This is a genomic window from Streptomyces sp. NPDC022552 (assembly GCF_055561875.1).
The window spans coordinates 1-3100 of the sequence record NZ_JBVHGJ010000035.1; the positions used below are offsets into that span (position 1 = coordinate 1).

Here is a 3100-nt window from a genome sequence, read left to right on the forward strand (position 1 = left end):
CCGGGAGTGCTGGACGATCGTGCGGGCTCGCGTCTGGTGCGGGTGCTGGCCGGGTCGGAGGACCAGGTCGCCGTCCGCGCATCCGGCACCTTCGCGCGACGTGTGGCCCGTGTCGAGCCGCATTCTGATGCTCCTGGGAAGTTCGCTTCCGCCGGAGCGGTTCTCGTCACCGGTGGGACCGGGGCCCTCGGCGCGGCTGTCGCCCGTCGCCTAGCCCGGCGTGGGGTCACCGAGCTGGTGCTGACCAGCAGGCGGGGCATGGAGGCCCCGGGGGCCGCCGAACTGGTTGCCGAGCTGGGCGCGCTCGGGGCGACGACGGCCGTCGTCGCCTGCGACGTCGCAGACCGCGAGGCACTCGCCGCGCTGCTCGCGGAGCATCCGGTCACCGGCGTGTTCCACACGGCTGGTGTCGTGGACACCGTGCCGTTGGTGGGTGTCGGTCCGGAGCAGTTCGCGGAGGTGCTGCGGGCGAAGACTCTGGGTGCCCGGCACCTGGACGAACTGGTGCCCGAGGCTGACATGTTCGTGCTGTTCTCGTCGATCGCCGGCGTGTGGGGCAGTGGCGGGCAGTCCGCGTACGCGGCGGCCAACGCCTACCTCGACGGCCTGGCCGAGCAGCGCCGCGCCCGCGGTCTGACCGCCACCTCGGTGGCCTGGGGCCCGTGGGCCGAAGCCGGCATGCTCGTCGAGGAGAACGCCGAGGACTACCTGCGCCGCCGCGGCCTGACGCCGCTGCCGCCCGAGCTCGGGGTGACCATCCTGGAGGACGCGGTCGCCCGCGACCTCGGCTGTCTCGTCGCCGCCGACGCCGACTGGACGCGCTTCGCACCGGCCTTCGGCTCGGGCCGCGCCACCCACCTCTTCGACGACGTTCCCGAGGCCGTGGCTCCGTCCACCTCCGCACCCGTGGCGGAGGCGGACTCCGAGTCCACGCCCCTCATCTCCGCGCTCGCCGGAAAGGGGACCGCCGAGCGCCGCGCCGTGCTGCTGGACACCGTCAGAAGCGGTGCCGCCGCGGTCCTGGGCCATGCGAGTGCGGACAGCATCCCCGTCGAGCTGCCCTTCTCCGACCTGGGCTTCGACTCGCTAACCGCCGTCGACCTCCGCGACCGGCTGATGGCCGCGACCGGCCTCTCGCTCTCCGCGACACTCGTCTTCGACCACCCCACCGCCCAGGCCCTGGCCGGCCACCTCGCCGAGCTGCTGCCTTCCTCCGCGCCCGGCGACACATCGGCGGCGATCGCCCCCCGCGTCGCAGCCGACCCGGACGAGCCGATCGCGATCGTCTCCATGGCGTGCCGCTTCCCCGGCGGAGTCCGGTCGCCCGAGGACCTTTGGGACCTGGTCGCCTCGGGAGCCGAGGGCATCTCCACCTTCCCCGCCGACCGAGGCTGGGACCTCACCGCACTCCGCGAGACGGGAGCCTTCGCGGCCGAGGGCGGCTTCGTGCACGACGCCACCGAGTTCGACGCGGGGCTGTTCGGCATCTCGCCGCGTGAGGCGATCGCGATGGATCCGCAGCAGCGACTGCTGCTCGAGACGGCCTGGGAGACGCTGGAGCGGGCGGGCATGAACCCGCGCACGCTCCAGGGGACGTCGACCGGTGTGTTCGTCGGAGCCTCGACGTCCGGTTACGGCACCGGCGGGCGCACCGAGGGCGCGGACGGCCACCTGATGACCGGCATGGCCGGGAGCGTGCTCTCCGGCCGGGTCGCGTACTCGTTCGGGCTCGAGGGTCCGGCGGTGACGGTGGACACGGCGTGTTCGTCGTCGTTGGTGGCGCTGCACCTGGCGGCGCAGTCGCTGCGTACCGGCGAGTGCTCCATGGCGCTGGCCGGCGGCGTCACCGTGATCGTCGGTCCCGACATCTTCGCCGAGTTCGACCGCCAGGACGGTCTGGCCGGGGACGGCCGGTGCAAGGCGTTCGCGGCTGGTGCGGACGGCACGGGCTGGGGTGAGGGTGTGGGTCTGCTGCTGTTGGAGCGGCTGTCGGACGCGCGTCGTAACGGGCATGAGGTGCTCGGTGTGGTGCGGGGTTCGGCGGTGAATCAGGATGGTGCGTCGAACGGTCTGACGGCGCCGAACGGTCCCGCGCAGCAGCGGGTGGTGCGGGCTGCGCTGGCCGCGGCCGGGTTGGAGACGTCCGAGGTCGACGCGGTGGAAGCGCACGGTACCGGCACCCGGTTGGGTGACCCGATCGAGGCGCAGGCCCTGCTCGCGACGTACGGGCAGGACCGGGATGAGCCCCTGTATCTGGGGTCGGTGAAGTCGAACATCGGTCACACGCAGGCGGCCTCTGGTGTCGCAGGTGTCATCAAGATGGTGGAGGCGCTGCGCCACGGTGTGCTGCCCCGGACGCTGCACGTGGACGAGCCGACGCCGCATGTGGACTGGTCGGCCGGCGCCGTGGAACTGCTGGCGGAGGCGCGGGACTGGCCGGAGGCGGGTCGTCCGCGTCGGGCGGGTGTGTCGTCGTTCGGTGTGAGTGGTACGAACGCGCACGTCATCCTGGAGCAGGCCGCTGAGGCGCCTGAGGTGGCTCCCGTGCGGGTGGGGGCTGTGGGGCCGTGGGTGTTGTCTGCGCGGTCGCAGGGTGCGCTGGTGGCCCAGGCCGAGCGGTTGGGGTCGTTCCTGGCCGAGCGTCCTGAGGTGGGTTCGTCGGCTGTGGCGCACACCCTGGCGACGGCGCGTGCGGCGCTGGAGCACCGGGCGGTCGTGCTCGGTGACGACCGCGACGAGCTGCTGACCGGACTGCGCGCACTGGCCGAGGACAAGGCCGTGCCGTCCGTGGTCCGCGACGAGGCCGTGCACGGCGGGCTGGCGCTGCTGTTCACCGGCCAGGGTGCGCAGCGCGTCGGTATGGGGCGTGAGCTGTACGACGCCTTCCCGGTGTTCGCGGACGCGTTCGACGCAGTCTGTGCACGCGTGGACCTCGAACGACCGCTGCGTGACGTCGTGTTCGAGGATGGCGAGGCGCTGGACCGGACCGTCGATGCGCAGCCTGCGCTGTTCGCGGTCGAGGTGGCGTTGTTCCGGCTGGTGGAGTCCTGGGGTGTGACCCCGGACGTGCTGGTCGGCCATTCGATCGGTGAGCTTGCCG

The 3100-nt window shown here is 72.7% G+C and carries 1 protein-coding gene; it reads left to right on the top strand.

The window, feature by feature from the left end; all coding sequences use genetic code 11:
- The coding region (locus tag ACZ3OF_RS35885) for a type I polyketide synthase (RefSeq protein ID WP_467309052.1) at positions 1–3100 on the top strand (3100 nt) is incomplete at both ends.